Source organism: Geobacillus sp. YF-1 (assembly GCF_052692335.1).
Window position 1 is genome coordinate 3,168,146 of sequence record NZ_CP199850.1, and the last position, 24,320, is coordinate 3,192,465.

Annotated in this window: 23 protein-coding genes; 10 read left to right on the forward strand and 13 right to left on the reverse strand. The window is 51.6% G+C overall.

Going from position 1 to position 24,320, the window contains the following annotated elements; all coding sequences use genetic code 11:
* Nucleotides 1-237 precede the first annotated feature (237 nt).
* From ACTVIM_RS15710 to ACTVIM_RS15725, 4 genes are all read right to left on the reverse strand, one after another.
* Nucleotides 238-3,153 carry an S-layer homology domain-containing protein gene (locus ACTVIM_RS15710; RefSeq protein ID WP_445613144.1) on the reverse strand — a complete coding sequence of 972 codons (2,916 nt, stop codon included), beginning with the start codon at nt 3,151-3,153 and terminating at the stop codon, nt 238-240.
* Nucleotides 3,154-3,529: 376 nt separating this feature from the next.
* Nucleotides 3,530-4,309 carry a hypothetical protein gene (locus tag ACTVIM_RS15715; RefSeq protein WP_445613145.1) on the reverse strand — a complete coding sequence of 260 codons (780 nt, stop codon included), beginning with the start codon at nt 4,307-4,309 and terminating at the stop codon, nt 3,530-3,532.
* Between the two features lie 40 nt (nt 4,310-4,349).
* Nucleotides 4,350-5,693 (reverse strand): peptidoglycan-binding protein, encoded by a 1,344-nt coding sequence (locus tag ACTVIM_RS15720; protein WP_445613146.1) that lies wholly within the window; start codon nt 5,691-5,693, stop codon nt 4,350-4,352.
* A gap of 180 nt (nt 5,694-5,873) precedes the next feature.
* On the reverse strand, nt 5,874-6,359 hold the full coding sequence (locus tag ACTVIM_RS15725) for a hypothetical protein (RefSeq protein ID WP_445613147.1): 486 nt from the start codon (nt 6,357-6,359) through the stop codon (nt 5,874-5,876).
* A 208-nt stretch (nt 6,360-6,567) separates the two neighbouring features.
* Here ACTVIM_RS15725 and ACTVIM_RS15730 point away from each other — a divergent pair, with 208 nt between their 5' ends.
* Nucleotides 6,568-6,975, forward strand: a complete 408-nt coding sequence (locus tag ACTVIM_RS15730; RefSeq protein ID WP_445613148.1) for a helix-turn-helix domain-containing protein — start codon at nt 6,568-6,570, stop codon at nt 6,973-6,975.
* A 185-nt stretch (nt 6,976-7,160) separates the two neighbouring features.
* Here ACTVIM_RS15730 and ssb read toward each other — a convergent pair whose 3' ends face one another.
* The gene (gene ssb / locus ACTVIM_RS15735; protein WP_033018399.1) at nt 7,161-7,508 is read right to left on the reverse strand and encodes a single-stranded DNA-binding protein; all 348 of its coding nucleotides are present in this window, start codon (nt 7,506-7,508) and stop codon (nt 7,161-7,163) included.
* Nucleotides 7,509-7,771: 263 nt separating this feature from the next.
* Between ssb and ACTVIM_RS15740 the strand changes: the two genes are divergently transcribed.
* Nucleotides 7,772-8,224 (forward strand): YwpF-like family protein, encoded by a 453-nt coding sequence (locus ACTVIM_RS15740; RefSeq protein WP_445613151.1) that lies wholly within the window; start codon nt 7,772-7,774, stop codon nt 8,222-8,224.
* Between the two features lie 403 nt (nt 8,225-8,627).
* On the opposite strand, the gene ACTVIM_RS15745 is transcribed toward ACTVIM_RS15740, so the two are convergent.
* The 4 genes from ACTVIM_RS15745 to ACTVIM_RS15760 all read right to left on the reverse strand — a co-directional run bounded on the left by ACTVIM_RS15745 (nt 8,628) and on the right by ACTVIM_RS15760 (nt 13,093).
* On the reverse strand, nt 8,628-9,287 hold the full coding sequence (locus ACTVIM_RS15745; RefSeq protein ID WP_445613153.1) for a class D sortase: 660 nt from the start codon (nt 9,285-9,287) through the stop codon (nt 8,628-8,630).
* Nucleotides 9,288-9,293: 6 nt separating this feature from the next.
* The gene (locus ACTVIM_RS15750; protein WP_445613154.1) at nt 9,294-10,205 is read right to left on the reverse strand and encodes a processed acidic surface protein; all 912 of its coding nucleotides are present in this window, start codon (nt 10,203-10,205) and stop codon (nt 9,294-9,296) included.
* 579 nt (nt 10,206-10,784) lie between these two features.
* Nucleotides 10,785-12,161 (reverse strand): aspartate kinase, encoded by a 1,377-nt coding sequence (locus ACTVIM_RS15755; protein WP_033018391.1) that lies wholly within the window; start codon nt 12,159-12,161, stop codon nt 10,785-10,787.
* Nucleotides 12,162-12,658: 497 nt separating this feature from the next.
* Nucleotides 12,659-13,093: a DUF1284 domain-containing protein gene (locus ACTVIM_RS15760; RefSeq protein WP_033842984.1), complete on the reverse strand. Its 435-nt coding sequence runs from the start codon at nt 13,091-13,093 to the stop codon at nt 12,659-12,661.
* 309 nt (nt 13,094-13,402) lie between these two features.
* Here ACTVIM_RS15760 and ACTVIM_RS15765 point away from each other — a divergent pair, with 309 nt between their 5' ends.
* From ACTVIM_RS15765 to ACTVIM_RS15790, 6 genes are all read left to right on the forward strand, one after another.
* Nucleotides 13,403-13,963 carry a hypothetical protein gene (locus ACTVIM_RS15765; RefSeq protein WP_033842983.1) on the forward strand — a complete coding sequence of 187 codons (561 nt, stop codon included), beginning with the start codon at nt 13,403-13,405 and terminating at the stop codon, nt 13,961-13,963.
* Between the two features lie 44 nt (nt 13,964-14,007).
* Entirely contained in the window at nt 14,008-14,238 is a 231-nt protein-coding gene (locus ACTVIM_RS15770; protein WP_445613155.1) for a hypothetical protein, read from the forward strand.
* A gap of 481 nt (nt 14,239-14,719) precedes the next feature.
* On the forward strand, nt 14,720-16,240 hold the full coding sequence (gene adh / locus ACTVIM_RS15775; protein ID WP_033842982.1) for an aldehyde dehydrogenase: 1,521 nt from the start codon (nt 14,720-14,722) through the stop codon (nt 16,238-16,240).
* Nucleotides 16,241-16,488: 248 nt separating this feature from the next.
* Nucleotides 16,489-16,863 (forward strand): hypothetical protein, encoded by a 375-nt coding sequence (locus ACTVIM_RS15780; RefSeq protein WP_033842980.1) that lies wholly within the window; start codon nt 16,489-16,491, stop codon nt 16,861-16,863.
* 3 nt (nt 16,864-16,866) lie between these two features.
* Nucleotides 16,867-17,544, forward strand: coding sequence for a hypothetical protein (locus ACTVIM_RS15785; RefSeq protein WP_156102687.1), 678 nt, complete (start codon nt 16,867-16,869; stop codon nt 17,542-17,544).
* Nucleotides 17,545-17,753: 209 nt separating this feature from the next.
* Nucleotides 17,754-18,113: a DUF779 domain-containing protein gene (locus ACTVIM_RS15790; protein WP_033842977.1), complete on the forward strand. Its 360-nt coding sequence runs from the start codon at nt 17,754-17,756 to the stop codon at nt 18,111-18,113.
* A gap of 193 nt (nt 18,114-18,306) precedes the next feature.
* Here the strand turns inward: ACTVIM_RS15790 and ACTVIM_RS15795 are convergent, their stop codons facing one another.
* The 4 genes from ACTVIM_RS15795 to ACTVIM_RS15810 form a co-directional block, all read right to left on the reverse strand.
* Entirely contained in the window at nt 18,307-19,914 is a 1,608-nt protein-coding gene (locus ACTVIM_RS15795) for an MDR family MFS transporter (protein WP_445613156.1), read from the reverse strand.
* Nucleotides 19,899-20,822, reverse strand: coding sequence for a TetR/AcrR family transcriptional regulator (locus ACTVIM_RS15800; protein WP_445613157.1), 924 nt, complete (start codon nt 20,820-20,822; stop codon nt 19,899-19,901). Before ACTVIM_RS15800 ends, ACTVIM_RS15795 begins: the two co-directional genes overlap by 16 nt.
* Entirely contained in the window at nt 20,815-20,955 is a 141-nt protein-coding gene (locus ACTVIM_RS15805; protein WP_033018377.1) for a hypothetical protein, read from the reverse strand. The genes ACTVIM_RS15800 and ACTVIM_RS15805 overlap by 8 nt, the downstream gene beginning before the upstream one ends.
* Before the next feature lie 172 nt (nt 20,956-21,127).
* Nucleotides 21,128-22,018, reverse strand: coding sequence for an ROK family protein (locus ACTVIM_RS15810; protein WP_445614374.1), 891 nt, complete (start codon nt 22,016-22,018; stop codon nt 21,128-21,130).
* Nucleotides 22,019-22,656: 638 nt separating this feature from the next.
* Here ACTVIM_RS15810 and ssuE point away from each other — a divergent pair.
* Both ssuE and ACTVIM_RS15820 read left to right on the forward strand, forming a co-directional pair.
* Entirely contained in the window at nt 22,657-23,211 is a 555-nt protein-coding gene (ssuE, locus tag ACTVIM_RS15815; RefSeq protein WP_445613158.1) for an NADPH-dependent FMN reductase, read from the forward strand.
* Nucleotides 23,212-23,322: 111 nt separating this feature from the next.
* Complete coding sequence (locus ACTVIM_RS15820) at nt 23,323-24,231, forward strand: LysR family transcriptional regulator (RefSeq protein ID WP_014196853.1); 909 nt, start codon at nt 23,323-23,325, stop codon at nt 24,229-24,231.
* The last annotated feature ends 89 nt before the right edge of the window (nt 24,232-24,320 follow it).

The following is a 24,320-nucleotide window of genomic DNA, read 5'->3' on the forward strand; positions in this document are numbered from 1 at the left end:
GAGCCAGATCAAACCAAGTTGCGAAGATATTGATCAAATAAGAAAATGAGTCAAACGAGTTTGTCACAACTGAAAGAAAACGATTTGTCCTTTCATCCCGATCAAAACTCCGCGAGCTTCGCAATCATCGGCAGCTTTCATTGATCGTGAAAAATAAAGGTTACGGTGTGAAATATGAACAATAGAAAAAGGTTAAATCCCCGTCCATACAGGGATTTAACCTTCTTTCCAGCAATATTATTTAACAGTAATGGTTGTTCCAACTTGAATAGGATTATGAAGCGTACTTTGGTCGGTTACAGTAGCATTGTTCACAACTTTCACTTTTAAAGCAGATAGCAGATTAATGTCAAGAGTTGCATTACCGACCGCTGTAGTTGTTCCGGTTTGGACAAGAATATCCGTGCCGGAATCAAATTGGTTATTCCCGTTTACATCTAAATACAAACGGTTGTCTGCAGTAGTTGCTGCATTATTATCAGCGCCCGTATCCACTTTTGCCCTAAAGGTGACAACATACTTGCCATTATCAGTTCCTGTTCCATCGGCAAACTGAACAATGCTACCATTGGATGCAACCGGAACTTCCACACCGTTGATTACAAATTGGAAATCCGCCGGCGTGTTTTGTGCAACAGCATTTACAGCTTCGGAGAAGCCAAGCACAAGCAACCCGTTGCTAGAAATAGTTGCTGTTTTCAATTCTGGTGAAACATCGTCATTCAAATTCACATTTGCTACTTTTGGATCTGCGATGTTTCCAGCTTTGTCCTTGATATTGTTGATGTTTAAGGCATAGGTTCCATCTTTGACAATAGATTTGGCTGGAATATTCAAGGTAACTGTAACGTTCGTCGCTGCACTGCTAGTGCTACCGCTATTATGAGTAATCGTGACATAGCTTCCCGATGGCAGCGGTTTACCATTCAACAAATAATTGTTGACGTCTTGAACTGTAGCCAAATCCAAACCGACATTATCCGTCATCGTGAGCGAGATTGTTGTGCCGGACGTTTGATTTGCAGCTGGTGTAGCTGAAACACTTGACGCATCCACTACTGGTTTGGTGCTATCCGACGAAGCTCCAACTGTAAATGTTGTAACAGACGCTACATTTCGATTTTCTTGTGTGGACAAATCTTTTACTACATCATTGCCAACACGCAATGTATACGTCCCCGCACTCAAAGCACTGTTAAACGGAATAATGAGCTCTCTAGCATCATCGGCATTTGGTACAGCACCGCTCAAATTCAGACGTGTTGTGACGTCCTCGCCGCCAGCTGTGATCAATTTGAAGTCCGAAGCCGAAGCAATTTTCGCCACTTCTTCACTGAATTTCAAGACAACAGCACCATTAGCATACGTATTTCCAGCATATTGACCATTAGCAGCAACATAAGAGGCGCCAGCTACTGTTGGACGCACTGTATCTTTCGTCAACGTAATGCTGTGGGTTGTAGGCGATTTTGCATTGCCGTTCACATCTTTAATACCATTGCCAAGTACAAGCGTGCCTGAAAACACACCGCTGTCGTTAAATGGCACCGATGTCCCCAATGCCAAACGAACTGTTTTTCCAGCTGTTCCAGGTTTAATGCTTGGTGTAATTGCGCCGCCTTGTGGGTTTCCATTCAAATCAAGAAGACGCGTATAACCAACAAAAGTCGATGCATCCATAGCTTTGTCAAAGGTCACTTCGATGAGATTATCGCGGACAACTTTGACATCTTGTACAGTTGGAGCCACAGCATCACTAGTTACAGTAAACGACTTCGACGTAGGATTCGGCTGCAAGAAATTATCTGCATAATCTTTAAAGTTGAGCAATGTTAAATCGTATGTTTTTCCAGCTTCAAGCGCTTGGGCGGTCGTCAAAATCACTTCATTCACATTTGCCCCTGGTTGAACAGAAGCCGCTTGACCGCCGACATATGCAATGGCACCACTTGTTTGAACAGGCTCGCTAAATACAAGTGTTACCTTCGTTGTCGTAGATTTGGCAGTAGCTTTAACATCTTTCAAGGTTGGTGCTACTGTATCTTTGACAACTAAGTTCGTTGAATATGATTCTACTGTTTTGCCATACTTGTCTTTTAAGTCTTGAACAATAAACTTAAATGGAGCGTCATTAGCGACACCAAACTGCGAAATAATTCCGTTGGTCGTTGTGATAACCACGGTTTTGCCGTCGTCAGATACAGAAATATCCGCGGAGGCATCCAACGACGCAAGTGTTGCAGCAGTAGAATCAGAGCTTTTTTGGACTTTATAATTGTTTTTGTTGCTAGCCGTTGAACTATCAACTGCTTTATTAAATTTAATCTCAATTTGTTTAGCGTTCACTACAGCAACATTTTCAACTTTGAAAGGCAACGCCGCTTCATACGCCGCATTGGCGTCTTGAGCTGCTTTTTGCAGTTCGGCTTTGAACGCATCGGTTACTTTCGATACGTATTGGTTGACTTGGTCAAGAGCGGCTTTGGCTTTGTCCAAGTTGCCGGCTTTGACGGCGTCTTGCGCTTCACGGGCTTTCATCGAAACCGTGATGTCATAGACTAAGCTGTCGCGCAGTTTTTGTGCTTCGGCTTTGAATTGCGAGCGAAGCAGGTCGCGCGTCGATTGACCGTAGACGCGGTCAAGGATGACCGTGCGCGTTTTGAGCTCATAGGAGATTTTGTGGTAGAGCTCTTCTGCTTTTTGCAGGTCTTTCGCTTTGATCGCACCATCTAAGTCTTGGCGCATTTTGTCGAGCTTGACGGCATAGTTGTAAGCGTCAATGTACGTAGCGACACGCGCTTCGCCCGATTTCGGGTTGGCTTTGAATACATACGTTTCGTATGTAGCTTGCAAGTCAGCCAAATACGCGTCTTTTTTCGCGCCGCCGGCTTTGTTGACGACAGCGACAGCGTCCGCATACGCTTGCTTCGCTTTGTTGTAAGCAGCATAAACGTCGCTGATGTTCGGGAGTTTACCCGTTTCCGTTACCGTGTGGCTGTACGTATAGTACGCTTGCTTCATTTGCGCTTTCGCTTGGCTTACGACCGTCGCAACGTCCGTTGCTGCTTGGGAAGCATGCGGGTTGGCTGCGACGAAAGCGCTCGCTGCGACAGCGCTGGCTGTAGCGAGTTTGACTGCTTTCTTTTTGTCCATAAAGCTGAAAATCCCCCTTCATTGTTTATAAAACTTCAGACAATGACTACTAAACTTAGTAGTAGTTTAGTAGATTCACTGTCTAAAAGGTGCTAACACAATCCACATTTCTCCTCACTGACTAAATCCCAGCGAGCCTAGTGATAGTTTCATCGGTTGCTAACACCTGAGCACAATTCCTCAATGCTCCACGTATCCTATATTAATACATTTTTCTTCTAATTTCTAGCCCTAAATACAAATTTTTTAGAGAATAGGTTATTGAAATTATTGCCATCGACGGCGACATTGATATGAATATGCCGGCAATGGAAATTTAGAACGATATTTTTGCTGTTTTGGTGGTTTTGGTTGGCAAATATGTTGTACAAAAACATCAATCATTTTTCTTCACCGTGACATCCATCGGTTGACCCAGCGTCATTTTGACGACGTCATAGCGATCATTCAAGTACAGATCGAGAAAGCGGAACTGTCCTGAAAACTGTTCCGGGCTGTTGGTGATGGAAAATTGCAGCTGCATGGCGTAATCCCCGCTATTGGCAAGCTGTTCGGCAATTTTCTCGATCTCTTCCTTCGGCACGTTGTATGCTTTTAAGTAGGAGATCGAGTCGGCAATCGCTTCGACGTTGTCGTTGAAGAAAATGGAGAGCGTCACCGTCGCACCGTCGATTCGCCCTTCAACCGGCAAGGACATACGTTGGCCGTATAAGTACCAACCGAACAGACGGCTGCCTTTTTTCTGCTCAATAACGAACGGCGCGGATTCATTCCCGGCCTGAAGAATGTACTGCCCTTTCAATGAGCGGGCGACAAGAGAGAGAAGCTCGTCTTTAGTGAACGGCACGTATTGGATGGCGTCCCCTTGTTTGGCATACAGCCCCCCTCCTAAGCTGTAATAGACGGCGGTGCCTGCCCGTTTTTGGCTGTAGACGCGATACTCGCGCCCTTGTTTCGCCGTCATGGCGGATTGCCATGCCATGCCGTTCAAGCGATATAGGGGCGTGTCGCGCAAAATGACGACTTTGCCGATCATGCCTTGTTTCCATTGAACGTGCCCCCATTGGACAGCGGCGTCAACCGCTTGCCCGTTCCCCCCTAAGGCGACAGCGGCTGCAAGGCAGATGGCGGCTGCCGTTTTGGATGCATGTTTCATCTTCGTTTTCCTCCTCATTTTGGTCATCGTTATCGTTATGCTAAAACAACCGCTTCGCCCCCAAGTACCGCTGCTTCCAATACGATTGGTCGAGGCGGCTGATCGTGACACCGGTCGAAGCGCCGCTATGGATGAACTGGCCGTTACCGATATAGATGCCGGCGTGCGATGGGCCGCTCGCTGTCGTGGCGAAAAAGACGATGTCCCCGACTTCGGGGGCGGAAACCGGTGCGCCTGCCTTCCACATCAAAGCGACGGTGCGCGGCAAGGTAACGCCTTGTTGCTGGAACAGGTAGAAAATGAATCCGCTGCAGTCAAATCCCTCTTCCGGGGTATCGCCGCCCCAAACATAGGGAGCCCCGAGCAGTTCAGCCGCATCGGCGACGAGCTCAATGACGTCCAGTTTCGCCGCAGGGGCTTGTCCGAGCAGGAGTTCGTAGGTTTGGCTGTCAACGATCCCGGTCACGGGGAGTTTGGCCGCTTGCTGGAAACGGCGGACAGCATCGGCGGTGACGGTGCCATAGTAGCCGGTGATGTCCGAATTGGTGAAGTAGCCAAGCTCTTTGAGCTTCTGTTGCACTCGCTTGACTTCTTCACCCCGCGAGCCAATCGAAAGAAGAAGCGACGGCCGCTCACTGGTCGGCGGTGGGGAAATTTTGGCCTTGACAGCATTCGCCAAGCGGGCAGCCGTTCGACTGTCGACCACACCGGTCGTCGGCAGGTCGTTGGCTCGTTGAAAGCGGCGGACCGCCTCCGCCGTTATTTCCCCGTAGTAACCAGTGATGTTCGGATATGTAAAGTAACCAAGTTGTTTGAGGTGCTGCTGCAACTCGCGGACTTGGCTGCCGCGCGAACCGACTGACAATCCAACGGATGACGAAACGCTCCCTTCGGTTTGCTTCAGCCGCTCAAGCGTCGCCTGATCGGCGCGTCCTGTTACCGCAAGCCCGTTGTCTCTCTGGAACTGCTTAACCGCCTCGGCGGTCACAGCGCCATAGTAGCCGGTAATTTGCGGGTAGCGAAAATAACCGAGCCGCTTAAGACGCTGTTGCAGCTCACGCACCTCGTCTCCGCGCGAACCGATCGCCAAGGTACGGCTTGATGCTGACACGGTTAATTTCGCGTAGGTGGCCGGATCAACGATGCCGGTGACCGGCAAGTTCATCGCCCGTTGGAACGCTTTGACCGCTTCTTCGGTCACGGCGCCAAAGTAGCCTGTCGCTTGCGGATACGTGAAAAAGCCTTGCGCTTGCAAACGAAGTTGAAGTTGTTTAATTTCAGGGGAGCTCATGCCTTTTTTCCATTCCGCCGCTTGGCTGTCGTCGGGGGCAAGAAAAAAGGCGGAGGCCATCGCGGCTGTAAAGACGACATGACTTGGTTTCACGGGTTGACCCTCTCCCTTCGCCCTTCCATTTCTGTCTGTTCCGCCCGTTGACCGTGACGGGCAGCTTGGCCAGTCCACGACAAAAAAAACGGCAATATTCTTTCTTTTTAGTATAACCGACAAAAAGGGCCAAAGGAAATGATTTTTTCATTTGGAAAAGGGAGGGCAATGGTGCTTGTCTCATTTCGAGCGTGATGGACAAGTCAGCCAATACGATACCCGGCGATCTTCGACAAGGTGGATCGACTGTAAGATTTCATAAATGAGCTGTTTTTCCATCGCCAACCATTCATCGACGCGAAGAGGGATGTATTTCTGTTGCAGACTATTCCACTCATAGAGGGCGACAGTGAACTTTTTCTGGCGGAGATCGAGCTTGACGATAAACATATACAACTGGCTTATGCATTTTAAGACAAAATAGAGCTGAGCATCAGGCGAGCAGGTGATGGTCCGAAACGTCGTCTCCTCCTCAAAGGGCGCGCACTCCCGGCTGTTTGCGCTTTTTAAGGAGCGAAGCGAATCCGTAAAGCTGGACGGGGCGATCGTTTTCAGCTGCACGGAAAACGGGTTTTTCATTTCTTTAATATAGACGCGATATACGTGTTTCGCCCGCTTCTGATTGTTCCGTTCACATACGACAATATCAGCAAGATAAATATGCACCTTAACCCCCTCTTTTAGTTTTTGATTTCCCATTTTTACCTATTGTACTATGCCCTTCCTAAAAAGAGAAAGATGTCGAGGCGTGAAAGAATATGAAAAGACGTTCTAATTTAGAAACTTTGAAAACATTGATCAAAAAAGGAACAGAAATCGTCCGCGCGCTTTTCTATCTTTAAAGAGTAACGAACGAAAAGCGTGGTGACCAACGATGACAACTCTCGGAGAAACGCTCAAGCAATTGCGAAAGCAACGGCACTGGACGCAAGAACAACTCGCAGAGCAATTGAACGTGTCGCGTTCACAAATCAGCAAATGGGAAAATGGCAGCTTGCTTCCGGATGTGCAATCGCTGGAGAAACTTTGCCGGTTGTTTGGCGTCAGCGCTGATTTTTTGCTCGGCAGCGAAGCGCGCCGGCGGGAACTATTGCGCGAAGTGGCCGACCAATACGGGGCGGCGGGCGTAAGCGACACAGCGCTTACAGCGTTCAGTTATCTGCTGCAAAACGAAGAGATGAGCGCGGCCATTTACGCCCTAGCCAAACTGCCGGATAAAAAACGCAAACATATCGAAACGATGATTGCCACCATCATTAAAGAGTGCTCAGAACTCCTCTAACTGGGAAAAAGGATGTATTCCTTGAACAGAACCTAGGCTGATATTCCCTCTGCCTTCACTCGCCTTCTTATTGTCTGGGTTAAAAAAAGCGCTAACAACTAGTGCTAGCGCCATTCATTGGGGAGTCTGTGAGGATCCGTTGTCTCTCTTGGGGATTCGCTTGGAAAGGCATGATGTGGAAACCATCAGACGTGCTCCGGCCATTCAGGTTGTTTGCCGGAGTGCAGAAATTGAACGGACTGCGCCACCACCTCGGTGACATAGACGCGCTGGCCGTCTTTATTGTCGTAGCGGCGCGTCTGAATTCGCCCGGTCACCGCCACCATTGAGCCTTTTCGGCAGTAATTGGCGGTATGCTCGGCTGTTTTCCGCCATAAAACACAAGGAACGAAGTCGGCATCAATCCCTCCCTCCGCATTGCGGAAATTTCTTGCCACTGCCAGCGTAACCGTTGCTACAGCGGCGCCGTCGGCCGTATAGCGAAGTTCCGGATCCTTCGTCAATCGACCGACCAACACGACTTGATTGATCATGCCTCGACACATCCCCCCTTTCCGCCCATCGCATTTTTATCATAAATGATCCCGTTTTCTGCCGTAAAATCGCGATTTTTGCATTTTTTCGCGCATTCTATGCGTAGAAGGCCGCGAAACATGCCGATTTTTCGTTCAAAAAAGCAGGCAAAAATGCTGTTTTTGTCACTAAACGACAAAAATGCTAATCGATTTGCGGTTTTTCCTCTCCCGATCGCCTATGCTATAATCGATGTAAGACAACGGGTAATGAGGTGGACGACATGAAAACGTTCAAGCTCGTCGGGCTCTCGGTCATCGACGGCGAAAGGCAGCGCCAAGACATCCCGTTTATCGACGGGTTGATTATCAACAAAGAGGATGGGCAAAACCGCTGGCTCGTGGAAGCGTATTTGGATGATGACTATGAACCGGTGTTTGCGAGCCTGCAGCAGCAACCGGAGTTTCAGCTGCAAGTGACGATCACCAATCCAAGCAATGATCCCGCCAACATGCTGGTCGCTGTCCGCTCGATCACGAAAATGAACGGCCATATCAGCGTCTTGATGGAAGGGCTGATGATTCCGAGACGAACCCGCCTAGCAGAAATCGTATTGGAAGGGCTCGTAGAAAAAGGGCTGCAAGGCGAGGCACTGCTGCAAGCGTTTCGTCAGCAGTTTCGTCAGCAAATGGAAAGCCAACAAAACGCCAAAGCGCCACGCGAAGCGAAACGGTGACACCCCACGGCTCCTTGGACGGGAGGCGGTCGCCGTTCTCCATAAATTTTGGCGGGGGTGTCCGAAACGAAGCGGAACACCCTCGTTTTGTTTTCAATTCGGTGAAAGCCCGAAAAAAGCGGAACACCCTCGTTTTTTGTGAAAATGCCGAACTGACGCAGATTTTCATCCTCAGGTGGAGGTGGGGCGCGCTGCCCATGGATCTTTTTCTGAATGAAAATGCCGCCGATTGGTGTGTGACAGCGGTTTTTCACCGCCTTCTAGAAGGCTGGTGAAAAACATTGATTTCCTTTGGTCGATGAAAAAAAGTGTGCACTGTTGTAGGGCTTTTCTATTTGAAAAACGATGCTGGAAAGCGGTTGCGCGAGTAAATCACCGCCCCTCTAGAGACGGGGAGACAAGCTCAAAGTTTCAAACGGTCGACGCGGACCGGGCGGGCGATGACGACATAGCGTTTTGGAGCGCGGCCGATGAAATGAAACGGATAGCACGTTGTCACCGTCAAGGTGGGACGCGCTTTGTCGACAAGAACGGTCCGATCCTCGTCATCGACAATGCGTACGTTGACAACGCGATAATGAACGGCAGCACCTTCCGCTCGGAGGATAATGGCATCGCCAATTCCCAGTTCACCGAGGCGGCGTAGCACCGTATCGCGATGCCCCGATAACACCACATGTCCCTCGCCTCCTGGCCACGCGCTGTTTGGATAATGGCCAACGCCACGGCGCAGCTCCTGTTCACGAACGCCTTCATACACCGGAATGACCACTCCGAGTCTCGGAATCGTCATTTCACCGAGATAAGCGCCAAGCGCCGAGGAAGGAGAAGACTTCGCGCGCTTGCCGGCCCAGTCAGCTGAAACGGGCGTGTTGGCGTTCGAACCGGACTCTTCCTTTAGCGAAGAAAGGACTCGATCCGGCTTAGCGGCCTTCCAGCCCACCATGTACCAATACCCGTTCCAGCCGACCAGCCAAATCCCGATGACGAGCAAAACGAGCGCCGCGCAACGAGATATCGGGCGAAGCGAAGAAAGGAAAGCAGCCGCTAGTTTGCGCTTCATCCGCTCTCACCCCCGCCACCGCGCGGTCCGCCGATAAAGGTAGAGGCCAGCACAGGCAAGCAGCGCCCCAGCCAACGTGCGCGCCAAGTACGGTGAAGCAGTTTCCGGCAGTTTCTCGCCGTACATCGCCCCTTTCATCTCCAACGCCAGCAGACCGGCCTCAATTCCTTTTTCCCCAGCCCGGACGATATAGCCCGATGAGAGCATCTCCCTTGTCAGGGCGACATCAGCGACTTGTTCCCCTTGGCGGTTGTATAGCCGCACGTGGAGCGGTTCGGCCCCCGCTGCCTTGATGCCGGGCCAGTCAGCGGAGCGATGGGCGTTTAGCTCCAGAAGGGCGAGCGCTTCTTGCCAAATCGCCTTCAGTTCGCGACGCTGTTCACTCGTCCACGGCCCTTCGGTTTCCTCAAATGGGCGCAACCGCGCACGGAGCGCCCGCAATTTGCCCGGCAATTGCGGATCGGAAAGCGAAGCGACATGGCGGGAAAATTGCCGTACCTCCTGCTCGTTCATGCCGAGCGCTCCAAGCAAGTCATTGATTTGTTGCATGGCGGCGTTATGTTGCGAGTAAAAGCGAATGGCCCGATCCAAGTCCTCGACGAAAGGGTAATCTTGCACCGTTTCACCAAACTGGCCAAGCAGCGCTTCCAGCTCCTCCACAGTCAGCCGATGGCGGCGCAGCACGTCATGAAAAAGCGGTTCGGTCAGCGGCGTGCCCACCCACTGCTTCAGCTCATCGATCGTGCGAAAGTCAGCGGCCGTCAACCCGTATCGGTCCAAGTAAGCCAACAAGTCGCTCACCGTCCAGCCGACGCTTGCGGCATACTGCTCCAATTCGCTCCGACTGATGGCGTCCGCTTTCAAAGGAAAGGCGGAGAGCGCCACCACCAACGCAATGATGATCAGCCTTTTCGACACCGTTGTTTCCTCCTTTCACCTGCTTTCTTTTCTACTGGTAGTATTTTCCGCGTTTTGTCTTCTTATGTACAGCAGCGCGAGAAAATCGCACCGATCCAAACGACCGCGATTTCCTCACTACCTACGACACCCGTTGGCTAAGCCGGTTTTCCGCGCCGGCGCTTTCCCCGCTCTACCCTCAAACAAAAAAAGAGGTCCGCTGACATCGAGCAGAACCTCTTCGCGATTTTCGCTATGTTTTCCTTGAAAATGCCACGCTGACGCGGGATTTTCATCCCCGGGCGGAGGGCAGAGCACACTGCCCATGGGTCTTTTCCTTCAAAATGCCGAACTGGCGCGGAATTTTCATGCCTAGGCGAACGACAGATCACACTGCCCATGGATCTTTTCCGTCTCGCGCCTCCCGGCTTTTTGGGCGCATCAAGCGCGGGCGAAAGAAGGCGGTGAACACGGCAGCCATAAGCAAACGAGCGGCATGTCGCCATAAAGAAGACTGATTCCGTCAGGCTGTTCGAACTGAGAAACCGATTGTACGAAATCACCGCTCCTAAAGGGCAAGAACCAAAAAAGTCGGTGCACCTATGAAGGTTGAGTGACGGTCAGCTCCTGAAAGTACGCATGATACAAGGCTCGCACCGCCTCGTTGACGACTTCTTCCTTGACGCCGAACATCATGCTGACCTCGGACGATCCTTGGTTGATCATCTCTAAGTTGATGTTCGCCTTCGCAAGCGCCGTCGTCGCTTTCGCCGCCATCCCGATCGTTTTTTCCATCCCTTCGCCAACGACCATAATAAGCGCCAAGCCGTGCTCGACCGTCACTTCGTCGACGGCCAGCTCCTCGCGGATGCGGGCGAGAATACGCTCTTCTTTTCCTTCAGCCAGCTGATCGGCGCGCAAAATGATCGACATGTTGTCAATACCTGACGGCGTATGCTCATAGGAGATGCCTTCGTCTTCCAAAATTTGCAGCACGCGCCGGCCAAAACCGATTTCGCGGTTCATTAAATATTTGCTGATGTTGATGCTGCAAAAACCGGTATCGCTCGCGATCCCGGCGACCGGTTCATCGATATGGTTGCGCTTGGCGACGATCCATGTGCCCGGGGCGGCGGGGTTGTTCGTGTTTTTCACACAAACGGGGATGCCGGCGCGGTAGACCGGTTCAAGCGCCTCATCATGGAAGACGGAAAAGCCGGAATACGACAGCTCGCGCATTTCGCGGTACGTAATTTCTTTCAACTTGCGCGCGTCCGCCACAATCGATGGATTGACACAGTAAATCGAATCAACGTCTGTAAAGTTTTCGTACACGTCTGCTTGGACACCAGCCGCTACGATCGAACCGGTGATGTCTGACCCGCCGCGCGGAAACGTGACAATATGACCGGATAGCGAATAGCCGAAGAACCCAGGGATCACCAATACCCCACGCCGGTCGCGCAATTGGTTGAGTTTGTCGTACGACTCCGGAAGCACTTGGGCATTGCCTGGCTCATCCGTGACGATGATGCCCGCCTCGAGCGGGCTAACATAGCTCGCCTCCAGTCCGCGATCTTGCAAGTAAAGGGCCATGAGGCGGGCATTGTGATCTTCGCCGCTCGCCTTCATGGCATCGAGCAAACGAGGCGGTTCATGGCGATAGGCGCTGATTTTCGATTGCAAATCATCGTTGAGCTCGCCCAAAAAATGGCCGGCCTCAAGCCCAAGCTCGTTGACGATGTCCGCATACCGCTTTACGATGGCCTCGACCGTCTGCCCGTATGGTTCGCCGGCCATCACTTGTTCCGCTAGACGGATGAGCAGATCGGTGACCTTTACATCGTCCTTATACCGTTTCCCGGGCGCCGACACGACGACGATCCGCCGTTCAATATCCGAGCTGACAATATCGGCCACTTTGCGGAATTGGGCGGCGCTCGCCACCGAACTTCCACCGAATTTGGCTACCTTCATCGTGCATGACCCTTTCTGTCGAAAGTCTTTATAATTGTTTATCATATCACATTTTTCCGCCCATGGAACTATTCATTTTTTAGAAATTTCCGCGAACGCCTCCTCGCCACCATGATCCTCCTTCCAACCGCTGGGGCGATGGCGGAAAACCGGCGATGAAACAGGCCGCCTTGATTCAACAGGCGATGGCTCAGCGTCTTTTCATCGGCCTTCCTGTTTTTCGAAAACCTCTAGAAGGCTGGTGAAAAACCGCTGATTCCCTTACTCAATGGGGGAATGGGCGAAAAGCAAGATCGATGCAACAAGGTTTTTCTAATTGAGAAATGACATGGTAAAGCTGTATACGCCATTAAATCACCAGCCCCCTAGAAGGCTGGTGAAAAACATTAGTTTCCTTTGGTCGATGAATAAAAGTACGCAGTGTTGCAAGACTTTTCGATTTGAGAAATGATGGCAACAATCGGTATACACGATTCAATCACCGGCCACCTAGAGCCTCACGTTTGCGCCACATTGCCGCGGCGGACGTTAGCGATCCCTTCTTTACAGACGCCGTATGGCAGCCACGAGCAGCCGCGGCATAATTCATCCAAATCATCCGGCTTGACCCGCTCCGCCGTCCGCTCAATCAGTTCGGACTTCCAGTACACGCTGCCCGGTTGTAAACCTAAGTGGCGAATGACATTGCCATCGAGCGAACGGACATGAGCGTCAGAATCAGGACCTGCTTCGCATGTCGTTTCCCCATGATGCGGGCAGACGAGGCACGCCTCGTCGAGCGCCGCAACGACTTCAATCGGAAAATCGTCGGTTTCATCCCGAATACGGGCGACGATCTCCGACATTTTTTCAACAAACGATGGGCTGTAGCCCATGCCGCGAAACCCGTGCACACAAAGCAAATGGTGACCGCGCAAGCGCAACGGTTTCATCGTCTCTCCCCTCTCCTGTAATAAACGTTGGACCGAACCCGCTCTTTTAATCTCCAGGTTCATCGGTAAGGAACTATCGTTTTCCATTGACCTTCCAGACGCAGCCCTTATCCGTTTGTTCCTAATCTTATCATACGTCAACGTTCCTCACTCGGCAATGGAACATCGTAACGCTCTGCCGCTATGTTTCCCAACTCCATCGCCCGTATGGCCCGTCTCATGCATCTGTCGCCAGCAGTAGACTTTTACAGTCGCAAGTTTGTAAAATGAAAAAGGAGACGAACTTTGTCACGAAAGGACTGGCGGACGATGACAAAAGAGGAAGCGGCCCGCTTACTTTCCATCTTGCTTCATGATCTGACGAAAGAATGGCGGAAGGAAAAAATTCATTCTGATGTGCTCGAAGTGATTATGCAGCTCCGCATTCAGGCTGCCGACAACGAGCGCTACAGCGCGAATTTGCTTGACCAAATCGCGTTTGCCGGCGAGTCCGCCCACGCGTTGAAGCAAATTTGGGGTTACATGCTGCGAGAACGGACATTTTTATCACCAACCACGATGGAAGCCATGCTGACCGACGCCCAGCGTGTGATCCACCGCCGATTGCCAGAACTGGTCCCCCGCTATGGACGGGCGTTTGCCGAAATCGCCGATGAAACAGAGCGAAAACGCCAACTGGAGCGCTCTTACAGCGCGCTCTTGTTGTTCAACCGCATCGCCACCGATTTTTTATTTCAATTCGTCCGCAAAGAAAACGAACGAGAAGCGAGCGCCTTTTTCGCCGCTGATCCGAACGAGCTGCTCGAAGTGTTTCATCACCTTTGCAGCGTCTACGCCAGCCGCTTGCTTGAAGGGCTCGAGGTCGATTAACCGCTGCTGGCGAACAATTGTCTCCCGGTGGCGGGAAGCGCGACATGAGAAGACCTATAGAGCTGGTAATTGAATCGAGAACACGGCTTTACAACGTCATTTTTCAATTCGAAACACCTTGTGGCACGGTTCTGCTTTTTACGCGTTCTCCCATTGATAAAGGGCAGCAGCGGTTTTTCATCAGCTTCCTCGATGGCTTGGTGGAAAACGGCTGTCACGAGCAAATCAGCGGCATTTCACCAAAAAAGAAGGCTGATTTCGCAAGGCTTCTCTAACTGAGAAACAGATGGAATAGCCGTATTTTGTACGAAATCACCGCCCTTCTAGAAGGCCGGTGATTTACTTGCTCAACCGCTTTTCCCAATCGTTTCTCAAGTAGAAAAAACTTGTTCCATCAGCCCTGATGTTTACACGTTCAATCATTGATCAAGAAAAACAGTGGTTTTTCACCAACCTTCTAGAGGGCTGGTGAAAAACGGTTGTTTCTCTTGAGCAATGGGGGGCGTTTGAAAGGCGATCCTAATGCGACAAGGCTTTTCGCTTTGAGAAATAGGCTTGATCAGCGGTTGCCCCTTCAATCACGGCCTCCTAGGAAAACGCGCCAAGCGCCCTATCTCTCCCTTATCGTCCTCGACGACACGTCCGTTTTTCTGTTTGACAATATTGTCCAGCCATGCTAATCTAATCATCGGAAGGAATTTTTAAAATATTCCTACCATTGAAAGCGGGTACAAAAAACAAAGGAGGAGTCGGGGGATGATCTACGCACAACCCGGTCAGCCAGGCGCGCTTGTCACATTTAAAAAGCGCTACGAAAACTTTATTGGCGGCAAATGGGTGCCGCCGGTGGACGGCGAGTATTTTGAAAACATTACGCCGATCACCGGGCAGCCGTATTGCGAAGTGCCGCGCTCAAAAGCGGCGGACATCGAACTGGCGCTTGATGCCGCCCATGCGGCAAAAGAGGCGTGGGGGCGCACTTCACCTGCCGAGCGCGCCCGTTTGCTGAACAAAATCGCCGATCGGATGGAAGAAAACTTGGAAATGCTCGCGGTCGCGGAAACGTGGGAAAACGGCAAGCCGATCCGCGAGACGCTCGCAGCTGACATTCCGCTCGCCATTGACCATTTCCGCTATTTCGCCAGCTGCATTCGCACCCAAGAAGGAACGATTTCGGAAATCGACCACGATACGGTCGCCTATCATTTCAAAGAGCCGCTCGGCGTTGTCGGACAAATCATCCCGTGGAACTTCCCGATTTTAATGGCGGCTTGGAAACTCGCGCCAGCGCTCGCTGCCGGCAACTGCGTCGTGTTGAAACCGGCGGAGCAAACGCCGACGTCGATTCTCGTCCTCATCGAACTCATCGAAGATTTGCTTCCACCTGGCGTCGTCAACGTTGTGAACGGCTTTGGCTTAGAAGCCGGCAAGCCGCTCGCCTCGAATCCGCGCGTGGCGAAAGTGGCGTTCACCGGCGAAACGACGACCGGACGGCTCATCATGCAATACGCCTCGCAAAACATCGTACCGGTCACGCTTGAACTTGGCGGCAAGTCACCAAACATTTTCTTCCCCGATGTGATGGACAAAGATGACGAGTTTCTCGATAAAGCGCTCGAAGGGTTGACGATGTTCGCCTTAAACCAAGGCGAAGTGTGCACATGCCCGTCGCGCGCCCTCATCCACGAATCGATTTACGATGCGTTTATGGAACGGGCGCTTGAACGCGTTAAACAAATTAAACAAGGCAATCCGCTTGATACGGAAACGATGATCGGCGCGCAAGCCTCCTCTGAACAGCTTGAGAAAATTTTGTCGTACATCGACATCGGCAAACAAGAAGGCGCTGAACTTTTGATCGGCGGCGAACGGAACATGCTCGAAGGGGAACTCGCCGGCGGATATTATGTGAAGCCGACGATTTTCAAAGGACATAACAAAATGCGCATTTTCCAAGAAGAAATTTTCGGGCCGGTGTTGGCCGTCACGACATTCAAAGACAACGACGAAGCGCTTGCCATCGCCAATGAGACGCTGTACGGCCTCGGCGCCGGCGTCTGGACGCGCGACATCAACACCGCGTACCGGTTCGGCCGCGGCATCCAAGCCGGTCGCGTGTGGACGAACTGCTACCACCTCTACCCGGCTCACGCGGCGTTCGGCGGCTACAAAATGTCCGGCATCGGGCGCGAAACGCACAAAATGATGCTCGACCATTATCAACAGACGAAAAACTTGCTCGTCAGCTATTCGCCGAAAAAGCTCGGCTTGTTCTAACAGCCAGCGCTCCAGTTTCCCTGTTTCCAGTGGGGCAAGCGCCCAAACCACTCTTCCTCGCCTTTGTCGCAATCGAGGCGAAGCAACCACCCGTTTTGATGAGAGGGTGTCCCAAAAGGATCGGGATCCCCTCTTTCGTTGCTATATACACGCGTGCCGCACGATATGTTGTGCTTATCTTGAAGGCAGATAACCTTTTGGGTCAACAACCCTCTTTTCATAGGAGACTGAAAGGGGAGATGGAGCGGATGAAAAAAAGCTTCGTTTGCTTTCTTTTCGTCATATTTTCCTTTTTGTGTAATGGATGTGAACTTCGGGCGTATCACGCCGATGAGAACGAACATCATGACAACAATCCACTTACGGTGATGAAGTGGAATGTTTCGGCGCCCAATTGGACGCATGCTTCCTTGGTTGGAAACGAACTGTTTATTGCTGTCAATGCCGATCAAACGAACCGGGCATCGGTGAATGAATTGCTGGCTGTCAATGTGAAAACCAAAAAGCAACGAATGTTGTTTCAATCGGCTCATGAGGAAGCGATGGTGCAGTGGGTTCAAGCGAATAATCGTTGGGTTGTTTGGGAGGATTCTACATCGTTTGGGGCCGAATCGACCATCTAGGTCATGGATCGCAAGACAGGTTCTACATTTTTAGCGGCTCGGTCCAACTCCTCCCCACCAACAGTGTTTAACCCTGTGTTAGACGGAGATTATGTAGCATGGGCGGAAAAAGGTTCTCAGTTTGGGCAAGTGAAGCTATTCCATTTACCAACAAAACAAGGAAAAACCATTGGCCGCCTTGTTTCCCAAGGGTTATATAATGAATTTGTTTCGCTCCGGAACGGAAAAGTAATATGGACCGATTCGCACGATGGCAAAGGATATTATTATGTTTACGACATTCGCACCGGTAGGAGCGCTTCATATGAATCGCCTGCTCCGTTCCCCGCTTATGCAGAATACGATAATGGTTTGATTTATGCTATCCATTTAGAAGATTTGGAATACCCGGATCAGCAGACATTTGGATATTTTGATCTTAAAACGAAACGTTTTTCTCGTTTCCCTGTTTCTCATGGAATCATTCAATATTTTGATGTTTCTAACGGGAAGCTTGCCTTTTTGGATGATCGCGGAGCTGTATCGGTGTATGAGCAGCGAAACGGGAAATGGAAGGCGGTAAAGGTTTCTCTTGATCGTTATCCTAGACTGCTTTATTTTGATCAACAGGATCATTTAATCGTGGATCAGGAAGATACAAAGCAGGACCGGCGCTGGTTGAATATTGTGAAATGGCCATGAGAATGGAAAAGACAGTCTCCCGGCCAAGCGCCAGGCGAAGGATCCGGCTCAAGAACGCGACGCCAAGCGAACGTCCGGGACGTCATCCGCTGCGAATGAGGGGCGTGCTTGTTTCCCTTTCTTTTGTTTGTTGAGGGCATCGACCTCAGGCAAACAGCGGGGGCATTCCATTCGGAAAGAACTTACTGGGCAAAGGAGGAGAGCGATGGATGATGGAAGAGCCGAAAGTGATCGCAACGGAAGCGGCGTTGGCATTAATCGACAAGCTAAAAGCGAAATACGGACCGCTCATGTTCCATCAGTCGGGCGGGTGCTGCGACGGCAGTTCGCCGATGTGCTACCCGCTCGGCGAGTTGATCGTCGGTGATTCCGACGTATTGCTTGGCGAAATCGGCGGCTGCCCGTTTTACATCGCCAAAGCGCAATACGAATATTGGAAGCATACTCAACTGATTATCGATGTTGTTCCCGGGCGCGGCGGCATGTTTTCGCTTGAAGGTCCGGAAGGTGTTCGCTTTCTCACCCGCTCGCGCGTCTTCGGACAGGGCGCGGATGCAGGCGCGCCGTAGCCGCCATGCGGGATGCTGCTGTGAGGCCGCCATGTGCACCGCATGAATCGCTTAACCAATAAAAAACACGGAAGCTGCCATTCGTCCCCGTTCCCAGATGCTTTATCCGCTTCGGAGCGGTTTGTTCGTCGCAGCAAAAAAATGGCGGTCCGCCACCTGACCAAATGAGGCGCGGTCCGCCATTTCCTTTTCTTTACTCCGTCTCTCTTGCCTGCTTCATCGCCTCTGCCCGATCAGACAAGACAATCCGTTTCAAGCCGAACACTAACAGCAAGCCGACCGCGATAAACGCGAGCCCGAACCAAAAGACGGCTTGCAGGGAATCGACAAGCGATTGCTTCAGCACCGGCACGAACATGTCGCGCAGCGGCGCTGGAATTTTGGCCATCGTCTCCGGGCTGAAGAGAACGGAATACAGCCCTTGCGGATCGCTGTGAATCATGTCCGCAAAGCGGTCGACAAGCCCTTTCGCCTGTGCTGGCAACGCTTCAAGTTTCGGCATCAACCGCTCATCGAGCAACGCGCTTGACCGCTCGTTCATCACGGCGCCGAGCACGGTCATGCCAAACGTTCCGCCAATGGAACGGAAAAACTGGCTCGAAGAGGTGACAACGCCAAGTTCCGATTTCGAGAAGCTTTCTTGCAAAGCAAGCGTCAAAATCGGCATGACCAAACCGGTGCCAAGGCCGAGAATCATCATATATAGCGTTGCCGTCCATTTCGACGTGTCGATTCCCATCGTGCCAAGCAGCCCAAACGCGGCAACCATCACGGCCATGCCTATGATCAACTGCGGTTTGACGCCAATCCGATAAACGAGCCGGCCGCCGATGACACTGCTGATGATCATCGTGATCATCATCGGCGTCATGATCGTTCCCGACTGGGTGGCGCTCACCCCGATGATGCCTTGCATAAAAAACGGCACGAACATAATGGCGCCAAACATGCCGATGCTCATGAAAAAGCCGATGCCATTGAGAAGCGTAAACGCCCGATTGCGGAACAACCAAAGCGGGATGATCGGCTCCGCGGCCCGCTTTTCCGCCAAGGCAAACAAGACAAAACCAGCCGCCGCCAAAGCAAACAAGGAAATGATTTGCCAAGACCCCCACGGATAGCGGTCGCCGCCAAACGTTAATCCGAGCAATAGACTGACAACTCCGACTGTCAAGGTCGTCATCCCTGCGATGTCAAATTTGACCGGCCCTTCGGCTTTGTGTTTGCTTAATCCCATGGCGATCAGCACGGTGGCGACAATGCCGACGGGCAAATTGATATAAAACACCCAACGCCAGCTCAAGTGATCGACGATAAAGCCGCCGACTTGTGGACCGAGCACGGAAGCGAGGCCGTACAGGCCGCCGAACACCCCTTGCCATTTGGCGCGCTCTTTGCCCGTAAACACGTCGCCGATGACCACCATCGCCATCGGCATCATAATGCCGCCGCCGATGCCTTGAAGGCCGCGATAAAGAATAAGCTGGGTCATATCGTTTGCCATGCCGCAAAGGGCTGAACTGATCATAAAGATGACGAGCCCGCTCACGTACACGAGCCGCCGCCCCAACAAATCAGCGAGTTTCCCAGCGATCGGCACGACTGTCGTTGATGTTAACATATACGCCGTCGTCAGCCACGTCATGATCCCCAACCCGTGAAGCTCGCCGACAATGCGCGGCATCGCGGTTCCGACAATCGTCCCATCCAAAGCCGCAAACAACATCGCGATCACCAGTCCGGTAATCAACAGCGAACGATGCCGGATCGTACCGACCGGCGCCGTCAATGCTTTCTCCATGTTTCCCTCTCCCATCGCTCCGATTGTTGATACGCTTGAATTTCGTCGTTGAGCGCCGCCAAAGCGTCGGCGAGCGGAGGAGCCGCGTGTTGCCGCAAATACAACCGCAACGCCTCCACCAAATACGCTCTTGGCGACCCATCGCGGCCAAGCAGCTCCTCCTCCAACGCCGCGATCGCCTCAAGCACCTCCCGCGCCTGTTTCGAGCGAAGCTCCCGCGCCGCCGCGCGGGCAGCGGAAAACGCTGAAGCGAGCCGCTCGCGCTGCCGTTGTCGCTCCCGTTCTTCGAGCTCCACCCACGGTGCGAGCGATTCTTTCGTGAGCAGCGGCGGCTCATCAGCCGCAAAGCTGGCGACAATCGCATCGAAGCGGCGCGCGAGGAAGCGAGCGATCTCGTCCGCGTTCAACGCCTCCTCGTGAAAAAAACAATAAAACAAATATTGCCGGACAATGCCGTTGATCATCATGGCCACATCATACACGTACGGACGAACCGCCTCGCCGTAGACGTCTTCTAAGCGGGTGCAATACCACCAAAAAAGACGACCGTGCTGGCGGAACATATAACGCTCGACTTCCGGATTCACTTTCGGCAGCTGTTCCGACATGATCATGCGCAAAAAATCTTTATACTCATGAATATGGGAAAAGTGGGCCGACAGCTGGCGAATCCATCGCTCTTTTTCCGTCCCTTCCCCGTCGTCCGCTGTCAGCTCAGCCACCATTTTTTCGCTGTAGTGGCGAAGCACCGCCAAGAGCAAGTCTTCCTTCGAGGCAAAATGGTGGTAAAACGCCCCTTTGGAAATGCCCCAAGCATCCACCAAGTCCTGAATCGATGTCGCATGGTAACCTTTTTCGGCAAACAATTTCATCGCCATTTCAATAAATTGCGTGCGCCGTTCATCCATGGCAGCGGCTCATCCCCTGCTTGCCTGCCGTCAGCCAGGAACGATCCGACCGCAAGGCGATCCTCGGTTTCACCAAGCTAGCGCGCACGCCGCGCCGCCGCAGCCACTCCACCAACTTTCGCACATCCGTCATCGTTCTCGCCTCCACTTTTTGACCGAATAGTCAATGTTATTATAAACGATCGTTATCGATTTATGCAAACATTTTACCAAACTTCTTTGACCGAGTGGTCAAAGATCCACAGATATTGTTTGAATGGGTAGTCATATGATGAATAGCGGCAAAATGACAGCGGTCGAGCGTCTCACGGACGCCGACCGCCCCTCATTGCTTGCTCCGCGGCGAGCGCCAACGCCCCGGCCACACCGGCGTTGTCACCTAACCCCGGAGATACGATATATTCCCCTATGTTCTCCATCACCGCCTCATGCTGCACATAACCGTTCAATAGTTCCTGTACACGCTGGCGCACCAACGGCAAGATGGACGTCTGTTTCATCACCCCGCCGCCAACAATGACCTTCTTAGGAGATAGGATAAGCACATAGTTGGCGATGGCTTGGGCGAGATAAAACGCCTCGAGCTCCCAGACCTCCTTCCGGTCGGCCAGCTCCGCCCCCTTTTTCCCCCAACGCCACTCAAGCGCCGGGCCGGACGCCATGCCTTCCAAACAGTCGCCATGATACGGACAGATGCCGGCAAACGCGTCATCCGGATGGCGGCGAACGAACATATGGCCCATTTCCGGATGAAGCAGGCCGTGAAGCAGGCGACCTTCCACGACGGCGCCGACACCAATACCCGTCCCGACCGTCATATACAGGCAACTGTCAAGCCCTTGCGCCGCCCCCCAGCGCTGCTCGCCAAGCGCCGCGGCGTTGACATCCGTGTCAAAACCGATCGGCACCGGGAACGCTTGTTTTAGCGTGCCGACAACGTCGAAATTCGCCCACGCCTGTTTTGGCGTACTCGTTATGTGCCCGTACGTTGGACTGTCCGGACGCAAATCGACCGGGCCGAACGATCCGATGCCGATCGCCTCAACGTTGTGCGGACGGAAAAAGTCGATGACGCGCCCCATCGTCTCGTCCGGCGTCGTCGTCGGAAACACCGCCCGTTCACGGATGTTCCCTTGTTCATCGCCGAGGGCACAGACAAATTTCGTGCCCCCGGCTTCAATGGCTCCTAGAATCATACCGATTTCCCTTTCCTTCTCGTAGTGTTGATGTTCGATTTTGACGGCAGCCACCCTCTTTTTCTATGTTCGTTCTACCACCTTCGTCGGTTCCACTCGCCCACGGAAGGATCACCGACGGTGCCTTTCTTTATCGTATCAACGGTTCGCCCGAATTGTAAAGCGTGCGGCCGCGAACCTAGAGGAGCGGTGATGTAAGGCAACAGGCTGCTTACCAACCTCGTTTCTCAAATCGAAAAGCCCTGTGCCTTTCAAACTCTCCCCCATTGTTCAAGAGAAGCAACCGTTTTTCATAACCTTCTAGAAGGCCGGTGATTTAAGGGGGCAATCCGCTTATCAAAGGTTTCTTAAATAGATAAGTCTTGTCGCATCAGGAGCGCCTTTCACACGCTCCCCCATTGCTCAAGAGAAACAATCGTTTTTCACCAGCCTCCTAGTAATTTGAAGAAAACAATCGTTTTACAACTTGTCCCGTTAACGTTTTTAGGCGCACCGATGTCACAACGATATCGTTTTACACGGCGCTGGTAGAAAAAATCTACATATCATGATTGACATGGCATTTATCATCATGATACGATGATCAAAACAAAGTATTCCTATATGAATTAACAAATATAGAAGGGGGAGGTGAAGCCGTGTCCACGATCGTTATTGTTAATGGAAATCCATCGCCGACATCGCGACTTAATGGACTCATTGACTATGCGGAACATGCTTTGCATCAAGCGGGATTCACGACTGAACAGATTCGTGTGGCCGATTTGCCGGCTGAGGATTTATTGCGGGCTCGATTTGACGGCCCCGCCATTGTCGCGGCCAATCAAAAAGTGGAGAAGGCTCAAGGCGTGATCATTGCCAGTCCGGTTTACAAAGCGGCCTACACGGGAGTATTGAAAGCGTATTTGGATTTGCTCCCGCAAAAAGGGCTAGAACACAAAGTCGTTCTTCCGTTGTTTATTGGCGGCTCTCTCGCTCACCTGTTAGCCATTGACTACGGATTGAAACCCGTTCTGTCCGCCTTGGGTGCACGCTATATTTTGAGCGGCGTATACGCTGTCGATCAATGGGTAAAACGCCTCCATGAAGGCGAATACTCGTTGCCCGAAGAACTGACGCGTCGGCTCGATGAAAGCATATCAGAGTTGGAGTCTGCCATTCGGCGCCTTGCGATTCCAAGTTTCACAAACTAGCTCCATTCCACCTACTCTTCCTGTCATGATGAAAGCAGATTGACTTCAGCTGAAGGACAATCTGCTTTTTTGTGATCGAAAAAAGATGGGACAAGAAGGGAAAGAAACCCTATGGACTTACGCACCATTAAAACGTTCCAAACGGTTGTCAAACATAAAAGCTTCCAGCGAGCTGCTGAAGAGTTGAACTACGCGCAATCGACTGTGACGACTCATATCAAAAACTTAGAAGCAGAGCTCGGCATCACGCTCATTAAGCGAGGAAAACCGTTCCAATTGACCGAGGCAGGCAAATTGTTAAGTGAGAAAGGGGAATTTTTGCTCAAAAGCTTCGACCATTTACAAAAAACATTGAAAGAATGCATTGATGGCGAAAGAGGACTCGTCCGCATCGGGGTGATGGAGCCGACAGCCAGTCACCGTCTTCCTGCATGGCTCAGCGCCTTTCGGGACAAGCATCCGAACATTCTGTTTACAATCCAAATTCATAGCAACCAAATGCTTGTGGACATGGTAGAGCGGGGAGACATCGATGCAGCCATTTGCGCAACACCCGAAACCATGGCAGGAGCGAGCTTTGAACCGTTGTTTTCCGAAGAAGTGGTGCTGCTTTCTCCGGCCTCTCACCCATTAGCGAAACGATCTGTCGTTTATCTTCGCGATTTGGCCGATGAGCCGCTGCTTGTAACGAGCGCCGCCTGCCCATTTCGACGCAATTTGGAAAAACGCCTAGTGGAGTTAGGCATTCAACCTTTATACAAAACCGAGATTAGCAACATGTTGGCGCTGAAATATTATGTCCATGCTTCGCTTGGCATCGCTGTCGTGCCGAAGATTGCTGTCACTCCTCCTCCAGCAGGAACGGTGGCACAACCGATCGCCGATTTTCGCGATGGACTGACCGTTGGCATCTTACGGATGTTTACGAGTGAAGCGAGCCACCCCGCAACGGAAAAATGGATTCGCTTTTTGCTTGATCAATGTGCTGGCAGATGCTCTACGGATCTTCACATTTTTTGAACGATCACTTCTATTTTTTCAATTTTACAAATGGAAGCAGCTCCTTTATATTTTTTATTAAACCTATAAAGTTACTAGGAAATGATATG